At 72.5% G+C, this 21,505-nt stretch carries 19 protein-coding genes and 1 pseudogene; 12 read left to right on the forward strand and 8 right to left on the reverse strand.

From position 1 onward, the window contains the following. Positions 1-59 precede the first annotated feature (59 nt). The 4 genes from ABZ953_RS26845 to der all read left to right on the forward strand — a co-directional run bounded on the left by ABZ953_RS26845 (position 60) and on the right by der (position 4,167). Complete coding sequence (locus tag ABZ953_RS26845) at positions 60-1,145, forward strand: prephenate dehydrogenase (protein ID WP_361728391.1); 1,086 nt, start codon at positions 60-62, stop codon at positions 1,143-1,145. Positions 1,146-1,278: 133 nt separating this feature from the next. After that, positions 1,279-1,974: a (d)CMP kinase gene (gene cmk / locus ABZ953_RS26850; protein ID WP_361728394.1), complete on the forward strand. Its 696-nt coding sequence runs from the start codon at positions 1,279-1,281 to the stop codon at positions 1,972-1,974. After that, complete coding sequence (locus tag ABZ953_RS26855) at positions 1,932-2,606, forward strand: lysophospholipid acyltransferase family protein (RefSeq protein WP_361728397.1); 675 nt, start codon at positions 1,932-1,934, stop codon at positions 2,604-2,606. Before cmk ends, ABZ953_RS26855 begins: the two co-directional genes overlap by 43 nt. An 82-nt stretch (positions 2,607-2,688) precedes the next feature. Further along, a complete protein-coding gene (gene der, locus ABZ953_RS26860; RefSeq protein ID WP_361728400.1) occupies positions 2,689-4,167 on the forward strand; it encodes a ribosome biogenesis GTPase Der in 1,479 nt (492 codons plus the stop codon). An 82-nt stretch (positions 4,168-4,249) separates the two neighbouring features. Here the strand turns inward: der and ABZ953_RS26865 are convergent, their stop codons facing one another. Together ABZ953_RS26865 and ABZ953_RS26870 are read right to left on the reverse strand one after the other, a co-directional pair. After that, entirely contained in the window at positions 4,250-4,555 is a 306-nt protein-coding gene (locus ABZ953_RS26865; RefSeq protein WP_361728403.1) for a hypothetical protein, read from the reverse strand. Between the two features lie 173 nt (positions 4,556-4,728). Then, positions 4,729-5,511 carry a hypothetical protein gene (locus ABZ953_RS26870; RefSeq protein WP_361728406.1) on the reverse strand — a complete coding sequence of 261 codons (783 nt, stop codon included), beginning with the start codon at positions 5,509-5,511 and terminating at the stop codon, positions 4,729-4,731. 527 nt (positions 5,512-6,038) lie between these two features. Here ABZ953_RS26870 and ABZ953_RS26875 point away from each other — a divergent pair. Both ABZ953_RS26875 and ABZ953_RS26880 read left to right on the forward strand, forming a co-directional pair. Further along, on the forward strand, positions 6,039-6,659 hold the full coding sequence (locus ABZ953_RS26875) for a transglycosylase family protein (RefSeq protein WP_361728409.1): 621 nt from the start codon (positions 6,039-6,041) through the stop codon (positions 6,657-6,659). 86 nt (positions 6,660-6,745) lie between these two features. Next, on the forward strand, positions 6,746-7,342 hold the full coding sequence (locus ABZ953_RS26880) for a transglycosylase family protein (protein ID WP_361728412.1): 597 nt from the start codon (positions 6,746-6,748) through the stop codon (positions 7,340-7,342). Here the strand turns inward: ABZ953_RS26880 and ABZ953_RS26885 are convergent. From ABZ953_RS26885 to ABZ953_RS26895, 3 genes are read right to left on the reverse strand one after another with little or no spacing between them, the layout of a single operon-like run. Then, on the reverse strand, positions 7,326-7,988 hold the full coding sequence (locus ABZ953_RS26885) for an ATP-binding cassette domain-containing protein (RefSeq protein ID WP_361728415.1): 663 nt from the start codon (positions 7,986-7,988) through the stop codon (positions 7,326-7,328). The genes ABZ953_RS26880 and ABZ953_RS26885 overlap by 17 nt on opposite strands. Further along, positions 7,989-10,625, reverse strand: coding sequence for an ATP-binding cassette domain-containing protein (locus tag ABZ953_RS26890; RefSeq protein ID WP_361728418.1), 2,637 nt, complete (start codon positions 10,623-10,625; stop codon positions 7,989-7,991). A 3-nt stretch (positions 10,626-10,628) separates the two neighbouring features. Beyond that, a complete protein-coding gene (locus tag ABZ953_RS26895) occupies positions 10,629-11,129 on the reverse strand; it encodes a hypothetical protein (RefSeq protein ID WP_361728856.1) in 501 nt (166 codons plus the stop codon). A 147-nt stretch (positions 11,130-11,276) separates the two neighbouring features. Between ABZ953_RS26895 and ABZ953_RS26900 the strand changes: the two genes are divergently transcribed. From ABZ953_RS26900 to ABZ953_RS26920, 5 genes are all read left to right on the forward strand, one after another. Next, positions 11,277-11,843, forward strand: coding sequence for a hypothetical protein (locus ABZ953_RS26900; RefSeq protein WP_361728421.1), 567 nt, complete (start codon positions 11,277-11,279; stop codon positions 11,841-11,843). Then, positions 11,818-13,113, forward strand: a complete 1,296-nt coding sequence (locus tag ABZ953_RS26905) for an ABC transporter substrate-binding protein (RefSeq protein WP_361728424.1) — start codon at positions 11,818-11,820, stop codon at positions 13,111-13,113. Before ABZ953_RS26900 ends, ABZ953_RS26905 begins: the two co-directional genes overlap by 26 nt. Before the next feature lie 163 nt (positions 13,114-13,276). Next, positions 13,277-14,539 (forward strand): glycosyltransferase family 4 protein, encoded by a 1,263-nt coding sequence (locus ABZ953_RS26910; RefSeq protein ID WP_361728427.1) that lies wholly within the window; start codon positions 13,277-13,279, stop codon positions 14,537-14,539. Further along, positions 14,536-15,426, forward strand: coding sequence for a hypothetical protein (locus tag ABZ953_RS26915; protein WP_361728430.1), 891 nt, complete (start codon positions 14,536-14,538; stop codon positions 15,424-15,426). Before ABZ953_RS26910 ends, ABZ953_RS26915 begins: the two co-directional genes overlap by 4 nt. A 46-nt stretch (positions 15,427-15,472) precedes the next feature. Then, entirely contained in the window at positions 15,473-16,549 is a 1,077-nt protein-coding gene (locus ABZ953_RS26920; protein ID WP_361728433.1) for a YafY family protein, read from the forward strand. On the opposite strand, the pseudogene ctaD reads toward ABZ953_RS26920, so the two are convergent. Continuing rightward, positions 16,485-18,122, reverse strand: a pseudogene (ctaD, locus tag ABZ953_RS26925) (cytochrome c oxidase subunit I); the annotation flags it as partial. The gene ABZ953_RS26920 and the pseudogene ctaD overlap by 65 nt on opposite strands. Before the next feature lie 463 nt (positions 18,123-18,585). On the opposite strand from ctaD, the gene ABZ953_RS26930 reads away from it, so the two are divergent. Beyond that, a complete protein-coding gene (locus tag ABZ953_RS26930) occupies positions 18,586-18,801 on the forward strand; it encodes an I78 family peptidase inhibitor (protein WP_361728436.1) in 216 nt (71 codons plus the stop codon). Positions 18,802-18,953: 152 nt separating this feature from the next. Here the strand turns inward: ABZ953_RS26930 and ABZ953_RS26935 are convergent, their stop codons facing one another. Then, positions 18,954-19,982: a phosphatase PAP2 family protein gene (locus ABZ953_RS26935; RefSeq protein WP_361728439.1), complete on the reverse strand. Its 1,029-nt coding sequence runs from the start codon at positions 19,980-19,982 to the stop codon at positions 18,954-18,956. A 248-nt stretch (positions 19,983-20,230) separates the two neighbouring features. Continuing rightward, on the reverse strand, positions 20,231-21,379 hold the full coding sequence (locus tag ABZ953_RS26940; RefSeq protein ID WP_361728442.1) for a glycosyltransferase family 39 protein: 1,149 nt from the start codon (positions 21,377-21,379) through the stop codon (positions 20,231-20,233). Positions 21,380-21,505 lie beyond the last annotated feature (126 nt).

The following is a 21,505-nucleotide window of genomic DNA, read 5'->3' on the forward strand; positions in this document are numbered from 1 at the left end:
CGTACAGCAGTCGGTACGCCTCCTCGCGCACCTCGACAACTCCGCAAGGACATCGCCCAGTGAGAACCGCCCTCGTCATCGGCACCGGCCTGATCGGCACCTCCGCAGCCCTGGCCCTCGCCTCCCGCGGCGTCGCCGTCCACCTCGCCGACCACGACCCGGCGCAGGCCCGCACCGCCGCCGCGCTCGGCGCCGGCACCGACGAGGCCCCCGAAGGCCCCGTCGACCTCTGTGTCGTCGCCGTGCCGCCGTCGTACGTCGCCGCCACCCTGGCCGACGTCATGCGGCGCGGGGTCGCCCGCGGCTACCTGGACGTGGCGAGCGTCAAGGGCGGCCCGCGCCGGGAGCTGGAGGAGCTCGGCCTCGACCTGTCCCCGTACATCGGCACGCACCCCATGTCGGGGCGCGAGCGCAGCGGCCCGCTGGCCGCCACCGCCGACCTCTTCGAGGGGCGGCCCTGGGTGCTGACCCCGACCCGGGACACCGACACCGAGGTGCTCAACCTCGCCCTCGAACTGGTCGCGCTCTGCCGCGCCGTGCCCGTCGTCATGGAGGCCGACGCCCACGACCGCGCGGTCGCCCTCGTCTCGCACATGCCGCACCTGGTCTCCAGCATGGTCGCGGCCCGCCTGGAGCACGCGGAGGAGACGGCGGTACGGCTGTGCGGCCAGGGCATCCGCGACGTCACGCGGATCGCCGGGTCCGACCCGCGGATGTGGATCGACATCCTCTCCGCCAACCCCGGACCCGTCGCCGACCTGCTCGCCGCCGTCGCCGCCGACCTGGACGAGACGGTGACGGCGCTGCGCTCCCTGCAGTCGGCCGACGAGGCGAAGCGGTCCGAGGGCGCGGCCGGGGTCGAGGGCATGCTCCGGCGCGGCAACGCGGGCCGTACCCGGGTGCCCGGCAAGCACGGGACGGCCCCTGCCGCGTACGAGATCGTCGCGGTGCTCATCGACGACAAGGCGGGCCAGCTGGCCCGGATCTTCGCCGACGCGGACCTGGCGGGCGTCAACATCGAGGACGTGCGCATCGAACACGCGACCGGGCAGCAGGCGGGCCTGGTGCAGCTGATGGTCGAGCCGACGGCCGCGCCCGTCCTCAGCGCGGCGCTGCGGGAGCGTGGCTGGTCGATCCGGCAGTAGCCCCCGGGGCTGGTGTGCCGGGACGGCCGTCGCAGGGGCTGTCGGGACAGGCTGTGCGAGCCAGTAACCTTGTGCGGGGCGCAATCGCGCCCCGCTTTCCTGGCCCGCGTACAGCGAAAGGTGCCCGCACCCCGTGGACTCCGCAGCAACCGCCGCCCCGGCAGCCGTGATCGTCGCCATCGACGGCCCCTCCGGCACGGGCAAGTCGAGCACCTCGAAGGCCGTCGCCGCCCAGCTCGGCCTCAGCTACCTGGACACCGGGGCCCAGTACCGGGCGATCACCTGGTGGATGGTGCACAACGGCATCGACCTCACCGACCCGACCGCCGTCGCCGCCGTCACGGGCAAGCCCGAGATCGTCTCCGGCACGGACCCGGCCGCCCCGACCATCACGGTCGACGGCACGGACGTGGCGGGACCCATCCGCACCGGCGACGTCACCTCCAAGGTCAGCGCCGTCAGCGCCGTCCCCGAGGTGCGCACCCGCATCACCGAGCTGCAGCGCTCCATCGCCGAGTCGGCAGAGAAGGGCATCGTCGTCGAGGGCCGTGACATCGGTACGACCGTGCTGCCCGACGCCGACCTGAAGATCTTCCTCACCGCCTCGCCCGAGGCCCGCGCGGCCCGCCGCTCCGGCGAGCTGAAGGGCACCGACGTCAAGGCGACCCAGGAAGCCCTGATCAAGCGGGACGCGGCCGACTCCAGCCGCAAGACGTCCCCGCTGGCCAAGGCCGACGACGCCGTCGAGGTCGACACCACCGAGCTCACGCTCCAGCAGGTCATCGAATGCGTGGTCACCCTCGTCGAGGAGAAGCGGGCCGCGAAGTGAGCGAGCGGGGTGCCGAGGTCGGCCGCCGCATCGGCGTCGGCCTCATGTACGGCCTGTTCAAGCCGCGGGTGCTCGGCTCCTGGCGGGTGCCCGCCACGGGCCCCGTGATCCTGGCCGTCAACCACTCGCACAACGTGGACGGCCCGATGGTCATGGGCGTCGCGCCCCGGCCGACGCACTTCCTGATCAAGAAGGAAGCGTTCATCGGCCCGCTCGGCCCCTTCCTGGACGCCATCGGCCAGGTGAAGGTCGACCGGTCGGGCGCCGACCGGACGGCCATCACCGGGGCCCTGGACGTCCTGAAGCAGGGCGGCGTCCTCGGGATCTTCCCCGAGGGCACCAGGGGCGACGGCGACTTCGCGTCGCTGCGGGCCGGGCTCGCGTACTTCGCGGTGCGCTCCGGCGCCCCGGTCGTCCCGGTGGCGGTGTTGGGAAGCACCGAGCGCAACGGACGGTTGATAAAGCAGCTGCCTCCGCTGCGCAGCAGGGTCGACGTCGTCTTCGGCGACCCGTTCGACGCGGGCGACGGAAGCGGGCGGCGTACGCGCAAGGCGCTGGACGAGGCGACCGTGCGCATCCAGGAACGGCTCACCGCCCACCTGGAAAACGCCAGGCGCCTGACCGGGCGCTGAGCGAGACTTATCAAGTAGTGCCCCGACCGATACGAGAGGCCGGTGCACCGATCACCACGATGAACGACGAGGTACGGACTTCATGAACGACCAGATCCAGCCCGAGGGCGACGGCTTTGCCGAGCACGACCACGGGGCGCTCGGCGACGCCGAGTACGCACAGTTCATGGAGCTCGCCGCCGAAGAGGGCTTCGACATCGAGGACGTCGAGGGCGCCATCGAGGAGGCGGGTCACGGCCCGCTGCCCGTCCTCGCCGTCATCGGCCGTCCCAATGTCGGCAAGTCGACCCTGGTGAACCGCATCATCGGCCGCCGCGAGGCCGTCGTGGAGGACCGTCCGGGCGTGACCCGCGACCGCGTCACCTATGAGGCCGAGTGGGCGGGCCGCCGCTTCAAGCTCGTCGACACCGGCGGCTGGGAGCAGGACGTGCTCGGCATCGACGCGTCCGTCGCCGCCCAGGCGGAGTACGCCATCGAGGCCGCGGACGCCGTGGTCTTCGTCGTGGACGCCACCGTCGGCGCCACCGACACCGACGAGGCCGTCGTGCGCCTGCTGCGCAAGGCCGGCAAGCCCGTCGTGCTCTGCGCCAACAAGGTCGACGGCCCCTCCGGCGAGGCCGACGCCACCGCCCTGTGGGCCCTGGGTCTCGGCGAGCCGCACCCCATCTCCGCGCTGCACGGCCGCGGCACCGGCGACATGCTGGACGCCGTCCTCGAGGCGCTCCCCGAGGCGCCCGAGCAGACCTTCGGCGTGGCCGTCGGCGGCCCCCGCCGCATCGCGCTCATCGGCCGTCCGAACGTGGGCAAGTCCTCGCTGCTCAACAAGGTGGCCAACGAGGACCGCGTGGTCGTCAACGAACTGGCGGGCACCACCCGCGACCCGGTCGACGAGCTCATCGAGCTGGGCGGCGTCACCTGGAAGTTCGTCGACACGGCGGGCATCCGCAAGCGCGTCCACCTCCAGCAGGGCGCCGACTACTACGCCTCGCTGCGTACCGCCGCCGCCGTGGAGAAGGCGGAGGTCGCGGTGATCCTCATCGACGCCTCCGAGTCCATCTCGGTGCAGGACCAGCGCATCGTGACGATGGCCGTCGAAGCCGGTCGCGCGATCGTGGTGGCGTACAACAAGTGGGACACCCTCGACGAGGAGCGCCGCTACTACCTGGAGCGGGAGATCGAGACCGAGCTCGCCCAGGTCGCCTGGGCGCCGCGCGTCAACGTCTCGGCGGCCACCGGGCGCCACATGGAGAAGCTCGTCCCGGCGATCGAGACGGCCCTTGAGGGCTGGGAGACGCGCGTGCCGACCGGGCGTCTGAACGCGTTCCTCGGCGAGATCGTCGCCTCGCATCCGCACCCGGTCCGCGGTGGCAAGCAGCCCCGCATCCTCTTCGGCACGCAGGCGGGCACCAAGCCGCCGCGGTTCGTCTTCTTCGCCTCCGGCTTCATCGAGGCGGGCTACCGCCGCTTCCTGGAGCGCCGTCTGCGCGAGGAGTTCGGCTTCGAGGGCACGCCGATCCACGTCTCGGTGCGCGTGCGCGAGAAGCGCGGCCGTAAGAAGTAACGGCCGAGCAGCAACAGCTCGTACGCGAATGCCCGGTCCCCGTCGTGGGGGCCGGGCATTCGGCTGTCCGGGGTGTGCGGGCTCAGTGCTCGCGGCGCGGGCCCGGGGGCAGGGCCGCGGGGAACTGGTGGTGGCCCGTCGCGTAGTGCTCGTGCTGGCCGTAGCGCGCCACCTGGAACTGGCCGTACGAGCCGTAGCGCTGGTCGTGCCGCCCGTCGGCCCGGTGCTGGTAGCCGTACGGTCCCGTACCGAAGCCGATGAACCCCATGTCCTCCTCGCCGGACCGGTCGCCCGGCAGGGCCCTGAAGGCCCTGAGGTACTCCGAGTACAGCGTGTCGTAGATGGGTGTGGCCGAGTGGCTGCCCGTCGTGTCCTGCGCCGTACGCATGGAGGGGATGGGGCTCTGATACGCCGGCCGGGGGCGGGAGGGGTCGTATGTGTGCACGTCAGTGCCAACGAAACCGTCGCCCTGCGGATGCGGGGCCCTGCCCGCTTTCCCGGTCGGGCAGAAGTGTGACCGGCGCCTCCGGGCTCCGGGCACGGCCCCCGGCACCCGCATGCTCAGGTTCCGGCGAGCGGCATCGAGGCCGCGACGAGCCGTCCGTGGGTCGCCGCCTTGTCCAGGGCGCCCCGCAGCATGTCCTCGCGCGGCTGCCGCCCGATGGAGCCGACGGGCGCCGCGAAGAGCAGCACGGTCTGCGTCTTGTTGGCCGCGGTCCGCCAGTCCTCGGTGACCTGGAGCGGGTGGTGCGCCTGCCACCAGGCGACGGGGGAGCCGCCGCCGGTGCCGGGCTGCAGGACGGCGTGCAGCTGGCCCATGGCGAGCAGCACCGACCAGCCGGGCAGCGGGGCCGGTACGGAGTCGAGCGAGGCGACCGGCATGAAGCCCTGCTCGATCAGGAGCGGCAGGAAGTCGTCACCGCCGCCCGGCGCGGCGCCGGGGCGGGCGATGGCGCCGGTCGGCTCGACGACGAGCGCGGGGCGCAGGTCGCCCTCGATCAGGACGAGGCCGCTGGTCACCCCGAGCACCGCCTGGTTCGGCGCGGCGTCGGCCGCCGCCGCGCCCTCGTCTCCGGTGATCGACCGCACGGCGCCCTGCAGCTGCTCCTCGGAGACCGTGACGATCTGGGAGGGCAGGCAGGTGGAGTGGGCGAAGGCGAGCACGGCCGTCTCGTCGCCGACGAACAGGACCGTGCTGGTGCGCTCCTGTTCGGCGTCGCCCGGGGTGCGGCAGGACGTGCAGTCGTAACTGCCCGGGGTGTTGTCTCCGGCGAGCAGCCGGTCGGCTTCTTCGTCGCCGATCTCGGCGCGTACGTCGTCGCTGACGTCGAGCATGCGCGGCACGGGTGGCTCCTCGGGATCGTCATCTGTGGTGCATGGGGAGGGTGTGGCGAGCCGGACCGTGCCCGGCTCATAGAGAGACAACGGTGGATCAGTGGCGCAGGTCACGCGCGAAGGGGAACGGAATCGAACCATCCGCAGCGGAGGGTCAACGGAGCGGCGGAATCCGTCACTCCGCGCCAACAGGTGCCGGGGGCATGGAAGTTGAGGGGGTGAGCTGAGTCACAACCGAGAGGAGTGGATGGCTGGTAAATGGCGATATCGGCTGATGAGGTGGGTGTCCGGAACTCGTTGATACCGCCGGTAACACTCAACTGGCCTGGCGCGACAAGGGCTTGCTTGATGGCGGGCGGGAGGGCTCCTACATTCCACCGCCGTGTGCAGCGAGCACCGCTCGGGTACGCCGCCGGTCGCAGCAGCCAGCTCGAACACCGACACCGGCGCGCGGGGCCGACCGGGACCCCCGGCGCCGGACGCGCGAAGGGGCTCGGACGGCCAGGGGGAGCCCGGGTCCTTCGAGAGGGATTTTCATGTCCGCACGTCCCAAGAGCACGCGCACCAAGGCAGTGATCGGAGGGGCCGCACTCCTTGCCCCGCTGGGCCTGCTTGCCGCGACCGGCCAGGCCGGTGCGGCGGACAGCGGAGTGTGGGACCGCATCGCACGGTGCGAGAGCGGCGGAAACTGGCAGATCAATACGGGCAACGGCTACTACGGCGGGCTGCAGTTCTCCGCCGGTACGTGGCGTGCGTACGGCGGTGGGGCCTATGCGCCGACCGCCGACAGGGCGTCGAAGGCGCAGCAGATCGCCGTCGCCGCCAAGGTCCAGCGCGCCCAGGGTTGGGGCGCGTGGCCCACCTGCTCGGCCCGCGCCGGCGCCTACGGCGGCGCACCGTCGGCCGCGGCACCGGTGCCGAAGGCGGCCAAACCGGCGCCCAAGGCCGTCGGACAGCGGCCCGGCAAGGCCGCCGCCCGCTCCGACCGGGGAGTCTCGCGCGGCGCTCCCGGGAACTACACCGTCCGGCAGGGCGACACCCTCAGCCGCATCGCGGCCCGGCACGGCACCAGCTGGCAACGGGTGTACGCGGCCAACCAGCAGGTCATCGGCGGTAACCCGGACATGATCGTGCCGGGGCAGCGGCTCTCGGTCTGACCTGCTGATAGTCCGACCGGGTGGGGTCGGCTCCGCGGCGGCGCGGCACAGCAGGGGCCCGCCGCGGAGCTGCCTAGCGTGACCCGATGCACCCGAAGCTGACCAAGCGATTCCGATCCGTGTCCCTGGTCGTCGGCGTGACCCTGGCTGCCTTTGTGCTGCCGTCGGCCGCCGCGTCCGCGGCCCCACCGTCGAGGCCCGGCGCCGCCGCCGCGGAGGACTGCTCCGCGGCCAAGGGGCCGTGGCAGTGCCTCGCCGAGTGCGAGAGCAACGGCCGGTGGGACACCAACACGGGCAACGGCTTCTACGGCGGGCTGCAGTTCTACCAGCCCACCTGGGAGGAGCACGGCGGGCTCGCGTACGCGCCGCGCGCCGATCTCGCCACCAAGGAGGAGCAGATCAAGGTCGCCGAGAAGGTGGTGGCGGCCCAGGGGTGGAACGCCTGGCCCGCCTGCTCCAAGAAGCTGCGGATCGAGCGGTTCGACCGCCGCGTCCACCGGGTGAAGGCGGGCGAGACGCTGAGTTCGATCGCGCGCCGCTACCAGGTGAAGGGAGGCTGGCAGGCCCTGTACAAGGCCAACCGCGCCAGGATCGGGAGCCGTCCCGACCGGATCGGCGTGGGCGTCGTGCTCGTCATTCCGGGGCGTTCGGCGGCCGGGAAGGGCGTCAAGGACGGGCTCTGAGCTCTCCCGGCTCCCCGCTGAACACCACCGCGCCCCGGCGCAGTTCGTGCACGACCGCCGTCCGGCCCGCGCCCTCGCGCAGGGCGGGCGGCAGCCGCTGCTCGGCCAGGACGACGCACGCGTCCAAGGCGCCCAGGAGCGCGTACGTCCGGGTCGCGACGCCGGGTGACATGCCTTGCGTCGGCTCGTCCGCGAGGACCACCCCGGCGCCCGAGAGCAGGGCACGGGCGAGGGCCAGCATGCGCTGTTCGCCACCCGAGAGGGTGCCCGCGCGGCGGGAAAGGAGCGGGCGCAGCTCGGGGTAGGCGTCCAGGGCCCGGGCGGGGCCGCCCGCCGGGTGCGAGAGGCCGAGGTTCTCCGCGACGGTGAGGGAGGCGAACACCGCCCGGCGGTCCGGCACGAAGCACAGCCCTTGCGCGGCCCGTTCGTGCGCCGTCCGGCGCGTGACGTCGCGGCCGTCGCGCAGGACCGCGCCCGAGGACAGGGCGACCGTGCCGGCCAGGGCGCGCAGGGTGGTGGTGCGCCCTGCGCCGTTGCGGCCGATGAGGACGGTGAGGGCGGCGGCGGGGGCCGCGAGGGTGACGCCGTGCAGGGCTTCGAGGGGGCCGTAGTGGACGCGGGCGTCGCGCAGCTCCATGCCGCGCATTCAGCGGGCCTGCGCCAGGACCTGGTCCGCCGGACCCGTGGTGACGATGCGGCCCGCCGCCATCACGTGCACGGTGTCGGCGAGCCCCGCCACCAGGTCGAGGTCGTGCTCGACCACCAGAAGCGCCATGCCGTCGGCCGCGAGGGCCCGCAACAGAGTGGCCAGGGCCCGCACCTCGGACGCGTCCAGGCCCGCCGCGGGCTCGTCGAGGAGGAGGGTGTGGGGGTTGCCCGCGAGGGCCCTGGCGAGTTCCGTGCGTCTGAGGGTGCCGGTGGGAAGCCCGGCGGCGGGGTGCGCGCGCAGCCCCGTGAGGTCAAGGAGGCGCAGCGCACGGGCGGTCGCGTCGGGGGTGCGCCGTGGCGCCTGTTCCGCGCCCACCCGGACGTTCTCCGTGATCGTCAGGGACGGGAAGACCGCGAGCTGCTGGAAGGTGCGGGCCGTGCCGGTGCGGGTCCGGGCGTGCGCGGGCAGCCGGGTGATGTCGCGGGCGCCGAGGGTGATGCGGCCCGCGGCGGGGCGCAGGGTGCCGGCCAGGCAGTGGAAGAGGGTGCTCTTGCCCGCGCCGTTGGGGCCCACCACGGCGGTGACGCGGCCCGGCGGGACGGTGAGGGTGACGTCGTTGAGGGCGGTGAAACCGTCGTAGGCGACGGTGATGTGGTGGGCGGTCAGGGCGGGGCGATCGGGCGCGGCGCGATCGAGTGCGGGGTCCGGCGCGGGGGTATCGGTGCGCCCGCTGTTCTCGTGGTGCGGCCCGGTGGATGCCTTCTCCTGCCGCGGGGCCGGGTCGGCGGCGCCCCGGGCGGTCACCCGGATCATTTCGCCGAGCGGGGTGAGGCGCGGGGTCCGGCGCAGCCGCCGGGTGACCGTGCGCAGCGCCTCGTACGGGCCGCCGGGGAAGCGGCCGATCAGGACCGCGAGGAGGCCGATCACGGCCGCCGCCACACCGCCGCGCGTGCCCGCGTCCAGACCGACGAGGAGGGCCGCCGCGGCCATCGCCCCGAGAACGCTGTCCGAGCCCATGACGACCACCGCCGCGAACCAGAGGAGCCCGCGCACGGGGTCGTACGCCCCGGCGTCGAACGCGCGCTGCCCCACGGCGAGCATGCCGCCGCCGAGCGCCGCGAGCGCCGCCCCCGTGACGAACGCGGTGAGCTTGAGGGCCGGGACCGCCACCCCGGCGGCCGCCGCGCCCGCCTCGTGGTCCCGCAGCGCCGCGAGCGCACGGCCCGTACGGCCCCGGCGCAACGCGGTGACCAGGAGCAACGCCCCGGCAAGGAGGACGAGTTCGAGTGCGTAGTACGCGCGGTCGCCCGCGAAGCCCGCGGGGCGGCCCAGGGTCAGGCCCGACGTCGCGTACGGCTGTGTGAAGACGAAGCGGCTGACGCCCACGCCGACCGCGAACGTCGCGAGGGCCAGCGCCAGACCGTGGCGGCTGATCGCGGGCCACCCGGTGAGGAGCCCGAGCGGCGCCACCAGGAGGACGGCGACCGCCAGGGCCGGGACGTGCGGCAGCTCGGGCAGGCCGGGGAAGCGGCCCGCCGCGAGCAGGGCCGTGAAGAGGGCGCCGAGCCCCGCGTACGCCGCCTGGCCCAGGGAGATCTGGCCGCCTCTGCCGGTGACGATCACGAGCGAGAGGAGGATCACCGCGAGCGCCGGGACCTGGACCGCGGTCGTCAGGTCCGGGCCCGCGAAGCCGAGCGGGAGCAGGAAGAGGACCCCCGCCACCGTCCACGCGCCCGGCGGCGTCGGGACGCGGGTCCTCGCGGTCCGGGGCAGCGCGTCCCGGGTGCCGACGCCCGGCAGGACCAGCGCCGCGACCAGCAGGGCGATCACGAAGAGGTTCGCGCCGGCCGTCTGCAGGAGCTGCTCGGGCAGCCCCCCGGGGTGCAGGCGGGTCAGCTGGCTCTGCGCCACGCCGAGGCCGAGGGCCACGCCCACGGCGACGGGCAGGCTGCGCATGCCGGCGGCCACGGCGACGGCCACCACTTCCATGACGAGGAGCGGCATCCCGTACGGGTCGAGACGCACATAGGGGGCGAGCAGGACACCGGTGAGGCCCGCCGTACAGGAGCCGAAGGCCCAGCCCGCCGCGGCCACCCGGTCCGCGTCGATGCCGGAGAGCACGGCGAGGCCGCGGTTGTCGACCACCGCGCGCAGCTCGCCGCCGAAGCGGGTCCAGAGGGTCGTCGCCCCCACCGCCGCGGCGAGGACGACGGCGGTGCCCAACTGTGCCCAGGGGTCGGGGGAGAGGAGGACGGGCGCGTCCGAGCGGGCGCCCGTTCCCCAGACGAGGGCCGCCCCGCCGACGAGCAGGACGAAGACGCCGATCGAGGCGACCAGGGTCTGCGCCGGATCGGTGCCGAGGACCGCGAGCGGGCGGAAGACGGCGCGGTCAAGGAGCAGTCCGATGCCCGGCGCGACGAGCAGCAGCGTGCACGCCGTGGCCAGGGGCAGCGGCCAGTGCCACTCGGCGGTCAGCTGGCGCAGGACGTAGGCGCAGACCATGGCGATGGCGCCGTGCGCGAAGTTGAGGACGCCGGTCGCGCGGTAGGTGACGATCAGGCCGATGCCGGTGAGGGCGGCGGCGCTGCCGACCGAGAGCCCGGCCAGTGTGAGGTCGTAGCTCAGGGACGCCACCGGTCAGTGCTCCGGGGCCGGTTCGGGGGCGCCCTGCGGGCCGTCCGGCTCCGGGGGGCGCGGGGGTTCGCAGATCGGGCAGGGGGCGAGGGCGTCCGCCGCCAGGATGGTGGCGTCCGCCGGGGCCGCCGCCGGCTTTCCCTCGACCAGGGGGCAGTCCGCGCGGTGCCAGAGCGTTCCGCCGGGGATCATGAGGAGCGCGGCGCCGGTCGCCACCGGAGCGGCGGGCGGCTCCCCGGAGGCCGCGGGTTCCGCCGTCACCAAGAGGCCGTACAGCTCCTCGACGCGCGCCGCCGCCAGGGTGCTCCTGCCGTGTGTGAGCAGCACCGCGCCCGCGACGATCAGCGCGGCACCCGGCACCGTGCAGGAGGCGAGATAGGGCAGCTGCCGTTCGGCGAAACGCTCCCCGGAGACGCCGTACCAGCCGATCACGCAGAGCACCGCGCCGACGGCGAGCGCCGCGAGGGCCGCCCACACCTCGGGAACTGTCCGATCCGCCCGCATCGAGGCCCCCTGGGACACGTCGTCGGTCACATCAGTCACGTCGGTGGGCTGTCCATGTCAGCCGATGGCTTGCACTATGCCCTCTGGAAGCTGACCCTGAAAGCTCCGGGCCGAGCCGGTCCGGACCGACACCCGGTGGTGAGCCAGATGGTTCTCGGGAGCAGCCCCAGGCGAGGGACGTACCTCGGGCGGGGCAGGGTGCGCAGCGCGGCGCTCGCGGCCGCCGCGGTCCTGCTGATCGCCCCGGCCGCCGTGGCCTGCGGTGACGACAGCGGAGGCGGGGACGGATCCACGCCGCCCGAGCCGTCGGTGGCGAAGTCGAAGAGCCCGGCAGGCAACAGTGCGTCCGCGCCCGCCGATCCGGCCGCCGCGGAGAAGCAGGTCCGCGAGAACTGGGAGAAGTTCTTCGACCCCGAGGTGTCGCTGAAGGAGAAGGAAGCCGTCCTGGAGAACGGCGCGGGGATGCGGAAGGTCCTTCAGAGCTTCAGCGGCGACAAACGGGGGCAGCAGGTCGCGGCGGAGGTCGGCAAGGTCGAGTTCGGCTCGGCGACCGAGGCGGAGGTGACGTACGCGCTGACGCTGAAGGGCGCCACCGCGCTGCCCGACGCCTCGGGGACGGCCGTCGACGAGGACGGCACCTGGAAGGTGTCCGTCAAGACCCTCTGCGCGCTGGTGAAGCTGAGCGGGAATGCGTCGCCCGGTCCCGGCTGTTGAGGCGCTCCTGGCCGTCGCACTCCTGGTGGCGGGCACGGCCTGTGGGAGCCGGCTGCCCGAGAGCGACTTCGAGGGCCGCGGCACGGCGCCCGCGCCCGCCGGGGGAGCGCCGGTCAGGGTCGGCATCATCACCAGCGCGACCAGCCCGGTCGGCGGCGCCGCGTTCACCGGGCCGCGGGACGGCGCCAAGGCCTACTTCGAGAGGCTGAACGCGCGCGGCGGCCTCGCGGGCCGCAAGGTCGAGGTGCTCACCTGCGACGACGGCGGCAGCGGGGTCGGCAACAACGACTGCGTGCACAGGCTGGTCGAGGAGCGGCGGGTCGTCGCCCTGGTGGCCACGTCCGCCCTGGACTACGCGGGCGCGGCGCGGGTCTCCCGCGCGGGCGTGCCCGACGTCGGGGGCCAGCCCATCGGCTCCGCGTACGACACCTACCCGCACCTGTACGGGATCTACGGCAGCCTCGCCCCGCGGAAGGGGCGGCCGGGGTGGGGCGGCAAGCTGTACGGCGGGACCGAGGTCTACCGCTACTTCAAGCGGGAGCAGGGTGCGCGGACCGCCGCCGTCGTCTCCTACAACCAGGCCGCGTCGGCCGCGTACGCCAGGCTCGTCACCCGGGGCCTGAAGGCCGAGGGCTACAAGGTGGTCACCGAACAGGTCGACTTCGCGCTGCCCAACTTCCGCGCCGCCGCGGCCGACCTGAAGGAGCAGGGCGCCGACCTCGTCTTCGACGCGATGGACACGCACGGCAACGCCCGGTTGTGCGAGGCGATGGACGACGTCGGGGCGAAGGTCACCGCCAAGGTCACCAACGTGCAGAACTGGACCTCGACCGTCGGCGACGACTACAAGGACGCGCCCCGCTGCCGCAACGCCCTCTGGGCGACCGGGTCGAGCAGGAACTACGAGGACACCGGGCACCCGGCCGTGCGCGAGTTCCGGGCCGCCATGAAGGGCAGGGCGCTCGCGCAGTGGCAGGTGGAGGGCTGGGCCGCCGCCATGTGGTTCACCGACGCGGCGCGGTCCTGCGCGGTCCTGCGCGAGGGGGACATCACGCGTGCGTGCGTGGACCGCTTCATGGACCGTAACAATTCGTACTCCGCGCGGGGGCTGCTCGTACCGGTCTCCTTCGAGCACCGTTCGGAGCCCCCCACGTCGCGTCGGACGTGCATGTCGGTGGCCCGCTGGCAAGATGACCACGGCTGGGTCACCCAAGGCGGCGACATGACCACGAACTGCTTTGACGTCCCCCAGCTCTCCTACCAGCCTTGATGCGCCGCTTCGCAAAAAGGTTCCCATTTCTGGCTTCCGATCACGCAACTGTTCGGGAACAGGATGGTGAGGAAACCCAACCCTTGGCCAGGAATCCCCGTCTAACCCTTCGGTAGGCGGACGAGGGGGACTGTCCGCATGGAAGCGCGGAATACGGGGACGCATGCACATCTCTTTCCTGATTCACAACGCGTACGGAATCGGAGGGACGATCCGGACGACGTACAACTTGGCGAACACGCTGGCCCAGCAGCATGACGTCGAGGTCGTCTCCGTCTTCCGGCACCGCGACGAGCCGATCTTCGCGCCTGACCAGCGCGTACGGTTGAGCCACCTCGTCGACCTGCGCAAAGGCACGGCAGGGTACGAAGGCGACGACCCGGAGCACCTGCGTCCGGCCCGGACGTTCCCCAGCGCCGAGGGCCGCTACAAGCAGTACAGCGCGCTGACCGACCGGCGGATCGCCGCTCACCTCTCCTCCCTGGAGTCGGACGTCGTCGTCGGCACGCGGCCCGGCATCAACGTGCACATCGCCCGTCAGACCGCGCGCGGCCCGCTGCGCGTCGGCCAGGAGCACCTCACGCTCGACAGCCACTCCAGGGAACTGCGCCGCCAGCTCCGCAGCGTGTACCCGCGCCTGGACGTCCTGACGACGACGACCGAGGCCGACGCACGCTCGTACACCCGCATGATGCGGCTGCCCGGCGTCCACATCCAGGCGGTGCCGAACCCCGTGCCCGCGCCCGGCATCGAGCCCGCCGACGGCACCCACAAGTGGGTCGTCGCGGCCGGCCGGCTCGCCCCGGTCAAGCGGTACGACCTGCTGATCAGGGCCTTCGACAAGGTGCGGCGCGAGCGCCCCGACTGGCGGCTGCGGATCTACGGCGGCGGCAAGCAGAAGGACAAGCTGCGCGCCCTGATCGACGAGCTCGGTCTGTACAACCACGTCTTCCTGATGGGCCCCGCCCACCCCATCGAGCCCGAGTGGGCCAAGGGCTCCATCGCCGCCGTCACCTCCAGCCTGGAGTCCTTCGGCATGACGATCGTCGAGGCGATGCGCTGCGGCCTTCCGGTGGTCGCCACCGACTGCCCGCACGGCCCCGGCGAGATCATCTCCAACGGCGTCGACGGGCGGCTCGTCGAGACCGGCAACGCCGACGCCATCGCCGGCGGACTGCTCGAACTGATCAACAACGACTCGCTCCGGCAGCAGATGGCGGGCGCGGCGCTCCAGGACTCCGAGCGCTTCGACCCGCAGCGCATCGCCGAGCGCTACGACGCGATGTTCTCCGGGATGATCACCCGCGGAGGCTCGCTGGGGGGCCGGATGCGCGGCTCCCTGCACCGCACGCGCGGCGCGCTGCTCGGGGGCGCGTACGCGGTGCGAGATCTCGGCCGGGTACAGACGAAGGGATCGACCGCATGACGGCCTTGGCCACCTCGCAGGCGGCATCGCACGCCGGAGACGGGGACGACGCGCCCGGGGCACCGCGCGCCGACTGCATCGCCGACTCCGCCGGAGGACTGACCTTCGACGTCACGGACCCCGGTGAGCCCGGCACGGACGCCGCCCACCTGCTGCTGCGCCGCCGCGACGCCGACTCCGCCGAGGACTACGTACGCCTGCCGCTCTCCCCGTCCGCGGACGGCAGGCTGCGGGCCGCGCTGCCCAGCAGCGTCGAGCTCGCCGAGGGCCGCTGGAACGCGTACGCACAGGTCGCGGGCGGCGAGCTGCGCCGCCTCATGCCGGGCGTGAACGACCTGCGCTCGCTGGTCGACCGCGCGCCCAGCGGCAGCCGCGGCCATGTCGCGGTGCGCATCCCGTACGCGACGAAGCAGGGCAACCTCTCGGTCCGCAGCTGGCTGCGCGCGCCGCACGCCGAGGCCGGCGAGGTCGAGATCTCCGCCGACAGGATGGCCGTGCGCGGCCGGGTGTACGGCACCGAGCTCTCCGCCGACGCGTACGTGGAGGCCGTCCGGCGCGACGAGCCGGGCCGCGTACACCAGGCCGAAGCCGTCACCGAGGGACCGGAGTTCACCGTCACGCTGCCCTACGGGCCGCTCGCCGAGGGCGGCACGGGACCCTGGGACCTGTGGCTGCTCCCGGCCGGCGACGGCGGCCCCCGGGTGCGCCTCGCCCGGCTCCTCGACGACGTCGCGGACAAGAAGGCGATCTTCACCTACCCGGTGGTCGTCCTCGACACGGCGGAGCACGGCAAGGTCGAGGCGGGCCCGTACTACACCAACGACAACGACCTGGCCGTGCGCGTCCGCGCGATGGACGGCGCGGCGGAGGAGGCGGCGGACAGCTGACCGTCGCGGACCGTGGCTGTCCTCGAGCAGGGGCACAATCACGTCCATGTTGGAGACCTCGGCACGACTGCTCCGCCTGCTCTCCCTGCTGCAGGCCCACCGCGACTGGTCCGGCGCGGACCTCGCCGACCGGCTCGGCGTGACCCCGCGCACGGTCCGGCGCGATGTGGACCGGCTGCGTGAGCTCGGCTACCCGGTCAACGCCAGCCCCGGCACCGGCGGCGGATACCAGCTCGGCGCGGGGGCCGAGCTGCCGCCGCTGCTCCTGGACGACGACGAGGCGGTGGCGGTCGCCGTCGGCCTGCGCACCTCCGCGGGACAGGGCATCGAGGGCATCGGCGAGACGTCGGTCCGCGCCCTGTCCAAGCTCGAACAGGTGCTGCCGGGCAGGCTGCGCCGCCGCGTGGGCGCGCTGAACGCGTTCACCGTGCCGATGCTGCGGGCCCCGCAGCCGCAGGGCGTGGACCCGAGCGTCCTCACCCAACTCGCCGACCTGTGCCGGGACGCGGAGCGGCTGCGCTTCGACTACCGCGACCACGGCGGCAGTACGACCCGCAGGACCGTCGAGCCGTACCGACTGGTGTGCACCGAGCGCCGCTGGTACCTCGTGGCCTGGGACCTCGACCGCGACGACTGGCGTACGTTCCGCGCGGACCGCATCGAGCCGAGGCCGCCGCACGGGCCGCGCTTCACGCCGCGCCCCCCGCCCGCCGACGACCTCGCCGCGTACGTCGCGAAGGGCATCTCCACCCGCGCGTACGCCGCGCGGGCCGTGGTCCGCCTCCTCGTCCCCATGGCGGAGGCGGCCCAGCGCCTCAGCCCCGCCGACGGCACCCTGGAGCCCGAGACCGAGGAGACCTGCCTGCTGCGCACGGGGGCGGCGAGCCTGGACGTGATGGTCTTCCACGTGCTGTTCATGGGCATCGAGTTCGAGGTCGTCGAGCCCGCCGCACTCGCCGACCGGGTCAGGTCGTCGAGGGACCTCCTGAGCCGGGCCCTGGACCGGGGTGTTCCGTCTGCGGATCCTGGCGCGCCCGGTCAGCCCCCGGCGCCGCGTACGCCGCGTACTCGGGATGGTGCAGATCGAACGCCGGGGACTCCGAGCGGACCCGGGGCAGGGTGACGAAGTTGTGCCGCGGGGGTGGGCAGGACGTGGCCCACTCCAGGGAACGGCCGAAGCCCCAGGGGTCGTCGACCTCGACCTTCTTGCCGTACTTGGCCGTCTTCCAGAGGTTGTAGAGGAACGGCAGGGTGGACATGCCGAGCAGGAACGCGCCGATGGACGAGACGGTGTTGAGCAGCGTGAAGCCGTCCGCCGACAGGTAGTCCGCGTATCGGCGCGGCATGCCCTCGGCGCCCAGCCAGTGCTGGACGAGGAACGTCGTGTGGAAGCCCACGAAGAGGGTCCAGAAGTGGATCTTCCCAAGGCGCTCGTCGAGCATCTTGCCGGTCAGCTTCGGCCACCAGAAGTAGAAGCCGCCGAAGGTCGCGAAGACGACGGTGCCGAACACGACGTAGTGGAAGTGCGCGACGACGAAGTACGAGTCGGTGACGTGGAAGTCGAGCGGCGGCGAGGCCAGGATGACCCCGGTGAGACCGCCGAAGAGGAAGCTGACCAGAAAGCCGACCGACCAGAGCATGGGCGTCTCGAAGGAGAGCGAGCCCTTGAGCATCGTGCCCGTCCAGTTGAAGAACTTGACGCCCGTCGGGACCGCGATGAGGAAGGACACGAAGGAGAAGAAGGGCAGCAGGACCCCGCCGGTGGCGAACATGTGGTGCGCCCACACGACGACGGACAGACCGGTGATGGCCATCGTCGCGCCGATGAGCGGCAGGTAGCCGAAGATCGGCTTCCGGCTGAAGACCGGGATGATCTCCGAGATGATGCCGAAGAACGGCAGCGCGATGATGTAGACCTCCGGGTGCCCGAAGAACCAGAAGAGGTGCTGCCACAGCAGCGCACCGCCGTTCTCCGGGGCGAAGACGAGCGAGTTCAGGCGCCGGTCCGCCTCCAGGACGAGCAGCGCGGCGGCGAGCACGGGGAACGCGATGAGCACCAGGATCGACGTGAACAGCACGTTCCAGGTGAAGACGGGCATCCGGAACATCGTCATGCCCGGTGCGCGCATCCCGATGATGGTGGTCAGGAAGTTGACCGAGCCGAGGATCGTGCCGAAGCCGGAGAGCGCGAGCCCCATGATCCACAGGTCGGCGCCGATGCCGGGTGAGCGCTCCATGCTGTTGAGCGGGGCGTACGCGAACCAGCCGAACCCGGCGGGCCCGCTCGGCACGAACAGCGAGCCGATCACCATCAGGCCGCCGAAGAGGAACAGCCAGTACGAGAGCATGTTGAGCCGTGGGAAGGCGACGTCGGGCGAGCCGATCTGCAGCGGCATGATCTCGTTGGCGAACCCGGCGAACGTGGGCGTCGCGAAGAGCAGCAGCATGATCGTGCCGTGCATGGTGAAGGCCTGGTTGAACTCCTCGTTGGTCATCAGCTGCAGCCCCGGGCGGGCCAGTTCGGCCCGCATTAGCAGGGCGAGGACGCCGGCGAGCAGGAAGAAGACGAACGAGGTGATCAGGTAGAGGTGACCGATCTTCTTGTGGTCCGTGGTGGTCAGCCAGTCCACGATGATCCGGCCGGGACGTCGGTCCCGCACCGGTTGTTCGGTCGCGCTCGCCGTCTCGGTCCCCATCGACCGCCCCTTCGCCATCGCGTGCCGGGCCTGCCCGAAGCCTGTTGGAGCTCACGCCATGATGCTCGTGTCGACCTCGCTCCGACAGGGGGCGTACACGCCGACTCCAGGCGCCCCGCGCGCGGACGGACCAGACCGAAGGGGACCCGGAATCGAGAATTCCCCCACGCCTCGTCACATCCCGGACGGCGGCCGCGAATCGGAAATACGGAGGGTCCGTAAAGGGCCCGTGATGTTATTCGGCGCGGAATTGTCCGCAGGCCTCGAAGACCGCTTGCGAGTGACTCGAAGACGCCCGTGAATTACGCCGGTTCAAGGACGGAACCGCCCGTTCGTGTGACGGAGTTCGACCGAAACGCACGTGGTGATCCTGTGACAAAAGCGTGACCGGAGAGGTATCGGTGACGCATGGTGCCCGCCCCCGGGCTTCCCCGCCGGTGCCGCGCCGCCTAACGTGGCGCGCATGGCACCTATTCCGACTCCTCCCACCGAGCCCCAGGACACCCCGGACAGCTACGTGGGCCTGCCGGCCGACGGCGCCGAGCGGCAGGCGCGCGAGCGCGGCTGGTCCACCGTCAGGTCGCTGGCGCCGGGCACCGTCATCACGATGGAGTACCTCGCGGGGCGGCTCAACTTCGAGGTCAAGGAAGGCGTCGTCGCGCGCTGCTGGAAGGGCTGACCGGCCGCAGACACAGGGCGAAGGCCCCGACTCCTGAACGGAGCCGGGGCCTTCGCGGTGCGGGGGATGGGCTGTGCGTACCGGCCCCCGCTGTCTGTGGCGCTCCTGCTGTCTGTGGCGCTCTCTGCTGTCCGTGGCCCTCTCTGCGGCGGTCAGCCGCCCGGCACCGGGCGCGGCGTCGTGGTGCCGCGTGAGGCGCGGTCGGTGTGCGGCGGGCGGCGGCTGCCCGCCGGGGTGACCGGGCTCCGCTCGGAGCGGGTGGTGTGCGGGCCCGGCGCCAGGTAGGCCGGGGCCCGTGCGGAGCGGGCGGCGCCGACGGGCTCGCGCGCGGGCAGCTCGTCGTCGGCCGCCGCACGCTGCGGGACCATCGCGGGGACGCCGACCGGCGTGGGCTCGGGGCCGGGCACGGTGATGATGCCGGTGCGGCGGGCGCGCCAGGCCTCGCGGAGGCTGAAGATCGCGGCCTCGACGCGGGTGATCAGGGTCTCGCACCAGGGCAGCGCGAGCAGGATCAGCAGGCCCGCGGCCCAGCCGAGGAAGACGTCGCTCAGCCAGTGCGTACCGAGATAGACGGTGGTGAGGCCCACGCTCAGCGAGACCACGGCGGAGAGCGCCGACAGATAGCGGCGGGTGCGCGGGGTGGAGGCGAGGTAGGCCAGGATTCCCCAGGTCACGACGGCGTTGGCGGTGTGTCCCGAGGGGAATATATCGCCGCCGAGCCACATCTCGTTCGAGCCGATCACGGTGGCGTAGTGCGGGCCGAGGCGGCCCATGCCGAGCTTGGCGGCGCCGACGGTGATGTTGAGCAGGAGCAGTGCGGCACCGAACATCAGGAGCGGGCGCAGGGTGTGCTGACGCCAGGAGCGCCAGCCGAGCCAGGCCGCGACCATGACGGCGGTCGGGCCGCGCTGGCCGAGGACGACCCAGTAGTCGAGGAAGGCGTGGATCTCGGGCCACTGCTGATACGGCCGGAAGAACATGACCTGCCAGTCGAACCGGACCAGCCACGAGGTGGCGAGGACGGCGACGACGATGGCCAGGTAGAAGGCCAGGGTCGCGCTGAAGAGCACGACCCTGTGCCGGCTCATCCTCGGCACGTCGAGGTGGGCCGGTCGTTCCGGCTCACGGTCAAGACGGGCGAAGACCCGGTCAAGACGGGTGAGGTTTCGTTCGGTACGCACCCAATCGACGTTACAGCGAGTGAGTCAGGCACTAGGCCGAATCAGTGGCTTTGTGATGACGATGTGATGTGGGATTGATCTCAGGACGTGGTTTATTCCTGGGGTTTCCTTATTCCGCGGTGACGCCCTTACGTAATTCGTTGATCATTTCCGAAGCTGTTTTATGGCCCTTATGAATTCGTTCACCGGGTCCTGGTGCGGAATTTGGCGTCCGATCACCGGAGGCCGAAGAAATGATCATGACGTGATCAGGGCGGGCCCGAGCCGTGCAGCCAGAACGCCCCGTAGACCGCGCTCGCCACGGCCACGACCCCCAGGACCAGCGCCGACCTGGACGTACGCAGCCGGGCCAGCGCCACCGCGACCGGCAGCAGGAGCGGGAAGGCGGGCATCAGGAGCCGCGGCTTCGAGCCGAAGTATCCGGCCGCGCACAGGGCGAGCGCGACGACGATCCCGCTGTACACGAGCAGCGGCAACGGCTGCTTCCGGCGTACGCCGAGGACGTACAGCCAGACGACCAGGGCGACGCCGACGATGAGACCGAGGCCCGCGAGGGCGCCGGGGACGGAGGTGAACTTCTCCCCGACGAACCGCGCGAAGGCGTAGCCGAAGTCGAAGCCGTTGCCCCAGCCCGCCTGGACGTCGAGATAGCCGAGCAGGCCGTCGCCCGTGCGGTGGCCGACCCACAGCACATAGGCGGCGGCGCCGACCGGGGCAAGCACCACGCCGAGGATCATCCGCGGGTCCGCCCGCCGCTCACGGTGCATCCGCACGGCCGCCGCCACCCAGATCGCGGCGACCACCGCGGCGCCCACCGGCCGGGTCAGCCCCGCGAGGGAGGCGAACAGGCCCGCCGTCACCCACCGCCCGCTGAGCACCGCGTACAGCGACCAGGCGGCGAGCGCCGTGAACAAGGATTCGCTGTACGCCATCGACTGCACGATGCCGACCGGCAGGACCGCCCAGAGCGCGGCCGCGCAGATCCCGGCCCGGCGCCCGTACAGCCGGTCGGCGATCGCGAAGATCCCGGCCGCGGCGAAGAGCGACGCGAGCCCGCTCACCACCAGACCCGCGTCCGCGAACGACAAGGGGCTGACGGCGGAAACGAGCCGTTCCAGCCAGGGCAGCAGGGGGAAGAACGCGAGGTTCGAGTGGACGCTGCCGTCCGGCAGCGTCACTTCCCAGCCGTACCCGTGCTCGGCGACGCGGGTGTACCAGAGCGAGTCCCAGCGGGCGGACAGCAGCGTGTGCGGGCTCTTGCCCGCCGCCGCGCCCCACACCGCGAGCACGGCGAGACCCAGCGCGCGCACCCCGGCGTACACGAGGAGCGCGGGAGCCGCGCGGCGCAGCGCACGGCCCGCCGGGGACGGCGAGAGGCGTTGATCAAGATCAGTCACGGGCTCGATTATCGGCCGTCGGGAGGATCGGACGCGCGCCCGGGGCGTGGCCGGAAGGCAGCGGCGTGGCGCAGGCGTGGCGCACACCACACCGCATCCGTACAACCGTGAGAGGTCCGCCACGTG

It is taken from the genome of Streptomyces sp. NPDC046465, assembly GCF_040646035.1.
Taxonomy (GTDB): Bacteria; Actinomycetota; Actinomycetes; order Streptomycetales; family Streptomycetaceae; genus Streptomyces.

Excerpts from the sequence above, each read along its gene's own strand:
- der (WP_361728400.1), top strand. The coding sequence starts at position 2,689 with ATGAACGACCAGATCCAGCCCGAGGGCGACGGCTTTGCCGAGCACGAC.
- ABZ953_RS26915 (WP_361728430.1), top strand. The coding sequence starts at position 14,536 with ATGACGGCCTTGGCCACCTCGCAGGCGGCATCGCACGCCGGAGACGGG.
- ABZ953_RS26885 (WP_361728415.1), bottom strand. The coding sequence starts at position 7,988 with ATGCGCGGCATGGAGCTGCGCGACGCCCGCGTCCACTACGGCCCCCTC.
- ABZ953_RS26875 (WP_361728409.1), top strand. The coding sequence starts at position 6,039 with ATGTCCGCACGTCCCAAGAGCACGCGCACCAAGGCAGTGATCGGAGGG.
- ABZ953_RS26880 (WP_361728412.1), top strand. The coding sequence starts at position 6,746 with ATGCACCCGAAGCTGACCAAGCGATTCCGATCCGTGTCCCTGGTCGTC.
- ABZ953_RS26865 (WP_361728403.1), bottom strand. The coding sequence starts at position 4,555 with ATGCGTACGGCGCAGGACACGACGGGCAGCCACTCGGCCACACCCATC.
- ABZ953_RS26910 (WP_361728427.1), top strand. The coding sequence starts at position 13,277 with ATGCACATCTCTTTCCTGATTCACAACGCGTACGGAATCGGAGGGACG.
- ABZ953_RS26895 (WP_361728856.1), bottom strand. The coding sequence starts at position 11,129 with ATGCGGGCGGATCGGACAGTTCCCGAGGTGTGGGCGGCCCTCGCGGCG.
- ABZ953_RS26930 (WP_361728436.1), top strand. The coding sequence starts at position 18,586 with ATGGCACCTATTCCGACTCCTCCCACCGAGCCCCAGGACACCCCGGAC.
- ABZ953_RS26905 (WP_361728424.1), top strand. The coding sequence starts at position 11,818 with ATGCGTCGCCCGGTCCCGGCTGTTGAGGCGCTCCTGGCCGTCGCACTC.
- ABZ953_RS26855 (WP_361728397.1), top strand. The coding sequence starts at position 1,932 with ATGCGTGGTCACCCTCGTCGAGGAGAAGCGGGCCGCGAAGTGAGCGAG.
- ABZ953_RS26920 (WP_361728433.1), top strand. The coding sequence starts at position 15,473 with ATGTTGGAGACCTCGGCACGACTGCTCCGCCTGCTCTCCCTGCTGCAG.
- ABZ953_RS26900 (WP_361728421.1), top strand. The coding sequence starts at position 11,277 with ATGGTTCTCGGGAGCAGCCCCAGGCGAGGGACGTACCTCGGGCGGGGC.